The following is a 4,781-nucleotide window of genomic DNA, read 5'->3' on the forward strand; positions in this document are numbered from 1 at the left end:
GTCGGCGATACCGCCGGGGAAGCCGCCTGGCATGCTCATCGGAAACTGCTTGCCGACGGCCGTCTTCAGGATGTTCAACTCGCCGGCGCCAAGGACCTGCGGGTGGCTGGCGATGATCTGCTCGACCAGCGTCGTGCCGGAACGCGGCATGCCGACGACGAAGATCGGCGTGTCGTCGGAAATGTCGCTTGGCCGGTGCTTCTCGAAGAAGGCGGTGTCGAAGGCCGCCTTCATCGCCTCGAATTCGCCGCGCGTGCGCGCGGGATCGTAGGCGATCGCCTTGCGGCGGATGGCATTGCCCTCGGCGAAATAGTCGAAGGCGCGGCCATAATCCTTGAGGTCGTCATTGACCTTGCCCAGGCCGAAGGAAAGCTGCATGCGTGCCAGGCTGCCCTTCGGCGCCTTGGCGTGCTCGGCCTCCATGCCGGCAAGCTCCTTGTCGCGCTCGGTCTGGCGCTTGACCTGCGTGAGCAGCAGCCAGGCCTTGGCCATGTTCGGGGCGATCGCCAGCGCCTGGCGGGCGAGATCTGCCGCCTCGTCGAGCTTGCCCTTCTCCATCATCGCGACGCCCAGCCCATAGAGAAGCTCGGCGTCCTTCGGCCGGATCGACAGCGCCTCGCGGAACAGCTTGATCGCCTCGTCCAGCCGTCCGGCTTCCTGCAGCGTCTCGGCAAGGCCGATGCGTGCACGGACATGGAACGGGTTGCGGCCGATCGTGCCGCGATAGATCTCCTCGGCAGCATCGAACTGGCCGAGCTGCGTCAGCGACGAACCGAGATTGTCGCGCGCCGCCAGCTGATCGGGCCGGATATCCACCGCGCCGCGGAAGAAATCGATCGCGGCGGCGACGCGCCCGAGATCGCGCATGACCGTGCCCATATTGTTGAGGAAGTCGGCATTCTCGGGCTGCAGCGTCACCGACTGCTCGATGAGATCGAGCCCTTCCTCGCTCCTGCCGGTCTGGTGCAGCAGCAATCCGAGGAAATGCAGCGCCGCGGCATGGTTAGGCTGCTGCCCAAGGACCTGCCGGTAGAGCGCCTCGGCCTCCTGGCGGCGCCCCGCCTGATGGAATTGCAGCGCCTTTTGCACATACGGATCGAGCGGGCTGGGCGAGCCACCAGGCCTGCCGCCGGCGTTTGCCGCTCTTCTGTGATCTTTGCTAATGGGAAACCTGCCGTATTTGTTGGTCCGCCGGACCTAAGCCATACGGGCAAGAGATTCAAGACTAATGCACGTCGCCCAGAAGTGCGCAGCGGTTATGGGACAACGACATGCATCAAAACAAAGACTTAAAGCGCGTCGCCTGAAATCCGTTTCAGCGCGACGCGCTTTAAGCGTCAGCGCGCGCCGCGGTGTCCATTTGCGCAGATGGACACCGCCGTCCCTTTCAACACGGTCCGTCGCCGACGATGCGATAGTCGGCCGCGCGGGCCTCGCATGCGTTCGGGAAGGTGCGCATTTGCCCGTGGCGCCTCGCGCAGACCGGAGCATATTCGCGCGTGCAGAACGTCTGCTCCCCACCACCGCCGCCGCCATCACGGCAAGCACCTTCCCGCAGGATGCGGTAGCCTTCCCGTTCGGCCAGGCAGGCATTAGCGAAGGTCTGGCGGTCGCCGCCGCGCCGGGCGCAAACCGGTTGGTACTGCATGGTGCAGAGCTGCGGATGCGGCCTGGGCGGGCGCGGGCCATCGTCGACGACCACGGTACAGGCCGCCAGCAGCGCGGACAGGATGAGAATGACAACGCCCTGACGCGAGACCGCAAGAAACCGCATATGTCCCTCCTCCGTCCCGGCCCGGTGACGCCGGCTCGCGATATCCTCGCATCCTGCGCGGCAAACGCAACCACTGTTTGTGGAGCCGCTGTGGCCCGCGGTCGCCGCCCTCATTCTGGCCTATGCTTGGCTCGTCTCTGGCCGATGACCGGTGATGAGGCCGGGTCTATCGAAGCCCCAGCGTTGGACGCGCCGAAGGCCGCCCGCGAGCGTCATCTTGCAACCATCACGTTTCCGTGTAATAAAAACCATGTTCGGGCATTTGCGACCCGGAGAGCGGCACGTTTTGGACGACCTTTCCCCGACAAGTGTGAATCTCTGACAACCCCGTTTTTCGGCGGGGGGTTCGACCATGCGCAAATGCATGACCGCCGAAGCAACCACCGGGATTTGCCCAAGGCGCGAGGCAGCGGGCAAACCACAAGACTGACACGGGTGAAGGAGTTTTCCCCAATGGCCCAGACCGGTACCGTAAAGTTCTTCAATGCCACCAAAGGCTTCGGCTTCATCACGCCGGATGGCGGCGCCAAGGACGTGTTCGTCCATATCTCCGCGATCGAGGCGTCCGGCCTGCGCACGTTGGTCGACGGCCAGAAGGTCACATTCGACGTCGAGCCGGACCGCATGGGCAAGGGCCCGAAGGCGGTCAACCTGCGCGCCGCCTGATCTCGAAGCGGCCTGTCCTTGCGGATGCAATGGTGCGGCGGGATCATAAATCGGCTTGCGGGCAGGCCTGAAATTGCGAAGGCGCGACGATATCGTCGCGCCTTTTTCGCACGCAAATGCTTGGATCGGCAGGCGAAAACTTTCTCTTGCCGATAGCGCTAAAATAAAGGACAAATTTCCTCTCGGGCAGTTTGCCGGCCCGAGACTTGACTTGATGGGATCAAAGGAGTTTCCCATGCCGCAGACCGGCACCGTCAAATTCTTCAACCATGCCAAGGGCTTCGGCTTCATCACGCCCGATGATGGCGCGAAGGATGTCTTCGTCCACATTTCGGCCGTGCAGGCGTCGGGCCTTCCCGGTCTTGAGGATGGGCAGAAAGTGACATTCGACACCGAGCCGGACAAGCGCGGCAAGGGTCCGAAGGCCGTCAATCTGTCGATCGGCTAAGCCGACTCACGACGGATCCGACGGAGGCTATGTCAGGCGGGGCCGCTCCCGCCCGGTATCGGGCTGTGCCCAGGCCCGGAAAAATCGCCTTGGCTCGAAAGATCGCCGGAGCTTGAAGAATCGGCAAGCCACGAAAAATCGTTTGCGCTGATTTCCGTTCAGCCTCCGTTCAGCCACGGTCTTCTATTAACCTTTGCTAAAGCCGGTCCGTATCCCCCGAAAAAATGCGCGGGCCGGCGCGAAGGAGACCGAAAATGAACCGCTTTCTCAAGACCGCCATCCTGAGCGTTGGCATTGCCGCGACCACCTTGGCCACCTTCTCGGCGGCCAATGCGGATGACTGGCGCTGGCACCATCATCGCAGTCACGGCGGCGACGCCCTCGCCGCCGGCGTTGTCGGCCTCGCGGCGGGCGCCCTGATCGGCAGCGCGCTGAGCAACCCCGGCCCGCGCTATTACGAGCCGGCCTATGGTGACGACTACTATGTCGACCGGCCGGTGCGCCGCTACTACGTGCAGCAGCCCCGCTACGTCTATGCCGACCGCTACGCCGAACCGTGGACCCGCGGCTGGTACGAATACTGCTCGGACCGCTACCGCACCTTCAACTCGCGCACCGGCACCTTCACCGGCAATGACGGCGCCCAGCATTTCTGCGTCGCCAACTGACCGAAGCTACCGAAGCTTCGAGTAATCCACTGGGTTCCCTGCCCACGAAAGCGCCGCCTCGAGCGGCGCTTTTCTTTGCTTGCAGGTCAGGTCAGAAACGGATTGGTCCGCCTTTCATCGCCAAAACGGCTGCCTGGACCGTGACCGCAGATGAAGCCGACATCGTCGCCGAGCGGCAGAAGCTTCTGCTTGATCGATGCGATCAGAGCGGCATGGTCGCCGCCGGGCAGATCGGTGCGCCCGATCGAGCCGCGAAACAGCACGTCGCCGACATGCGCGAATTTGGCCGCGCGGTTGTAGTAGACCACGTGGCCCGGCGCGTGCCCCGGGCAATGCAGCACCTCGAACACATGCTCGCCGAACGACACAGTCTCCCCTTCGGTGAGGAAGCGATCCGGCACGCAATTGCGCACCGGATCGGTAAGGCCAAAACGCTTGGCCTGGTTCTCGAGATTGGCAAGCAGCGGCTTGTCGGCCTCGTGCGGGCCGATAATGTCGATGCCCAGCGCGTCCTTCAGCTCCATCGCGCCGCCGGCATGGTCGATATGGCCATGCGTGATCCAGATCGCGCCGGCGGCGATGGCATTGTCCTTCAGCACCGACAGTATCTGGTCGACATCGCCGCCGGGATCGACGACGACGCCCGTCTTGTCGTCCATATCGAACAAAATCGTGCAGTTCTGCTGGAACGGCGTGACCGGCACGATACCGGCATTGAGCTGACCCATCGCTTTCCTCTCTCGAGCAATTCCAGGAAAAGTGCGACACGGTTCAGGCTCAGCGCCTTCGCCGTAGCCTGCCCGTCCGGAATTGCGCCAAACGAAAGGAGCAGTTTGCCGTTTCCGTGAAACGGTGAACCACTCCAAGTGTGGCCCTGATGTAGAGGCCATGGCGGGCCGCGTCCACCGTCGAGCCAAGGGAATGGCCCTCGAAAAAGAAATGGGCGGCCGGAGCCGCCCATGTTGAGGCCCGAGGGGTAATCCGGGCCTATTTCTTCATAGCGCCCATGACCGCGCCGATGATGGCGGTCAGGATGGCGCCGCCGCCGGCGCCGCCGACGATGTTCTGGATGTTCAGCGCGCTGCCAACTCCACCTGCCGCCGCCGCGGCCGCTGCCGGATCGACCGTTCCGCCACCGAGCAGGCTGCCCAGGATGGCCGCGCCACCGACGCCGCCGATCGCGCCACCGAGGATCTTAGGAAGCTGACCCAACGCCGCCGTTTTC

7 protein-coding genes are annotated in these 4,781 nt (G+C 63.7%); 3 read left to right on the plus strand and 4 right to left on the minus strand.

Annotated elements, in window-relative coordinates:
* On the minus strand, positions 1-1,089 hold a 1,089-nt coding region (locus EOD07_RS22870), incomplete at its 3' end, for a tetratricopeptide repeat-containing sulfotransferase family protein (protein ID WP_164772442.1).
* Between the two features lie 298 nt (positions 1,090-1,387).
* Entirely contained in the window at positions 1,388-1,774 is a 387-nt protein-coding gene (locus EOD07_RS22875) for a Kazal-type serine protease inhibitor domain-containing protein (RefSeq protein WP_127237078.1), read from the minus strand.
* A gap of 453 nt (positions 1,775-2,227) precedes the next feature.
* On the opposite strand from EOD07_RS22875, the gene EOD07_RS22880 reads away from it, so the two are divergent.
* From EOD07_RS22880 to EOD07_RS22890, 3 genes are all read left to right on the plus strand, one after another.
* Positions 2,228-2,440, plus strand: coding sequence for a cold-shock protein (locus tag EOD07_RS22880; RefSeq protein ID WP_006202520.1), 213 nt, complete (start codon positions 2,228-2,230; stop codon positions 2,438-2,440).
* A gap of 235 nt (positions 2,441-2,675) precedes the next feature.
* Complete coding sequence (locus EOD07_RS22885) at positions 2,676-2,888, plus strand: cold-shock protein (RefSeq protein WP_006202521.1); 213 nt, start codon at positions 2,676-2,678, stop codon at positions 2,886-2,888.
* Between the two features lie 254 nt (positions 2,889-3,142).
* A complete protein-coding gene (locus EOD07_RS22890) occupies positions 3,143-3,556 on the plus strand; it encodes a BA14K family protein (protein WP_040989633.1) in 414 nt (137 codons plus the stop codon).
* An 86-nt stretch (positions 3,557-3,642) separates the two neighbouring features.
* Here the strand turns inward: EOD07_RS22890 and EOD07_RS22895 are convergent, their stop codons facing one another.
* Together EOD07_RS22895 and EOD07_RS22900 are read right to left on the minus strand one after the other, a co-directional pair.
* Positions 3,643-4,284: an MBL fold metallo-hydrolase gene (locus EOD07_RS22895; protein ID WP_127237079.1), complete on the minus strand. Its 642-nt coding sequence runs from the start codon at positions 4,282-4,284 to the stop codon at positions 3,643-3,645.
* A gap of 259 nt (positions 4,285-4,543) precedes the next feature.
* On the minus strand, positions 4,544-4,781 hold a 238-nt coding region (locus EOD07_RS22900), incomplete at its 5' end, for a hypothetical protein (protein ID WP_127237080.1).

Source organism: Mesorhizobium sp. M2C.T.Ca.TU.002.02.1.1 (assembly GCF_003997225.1).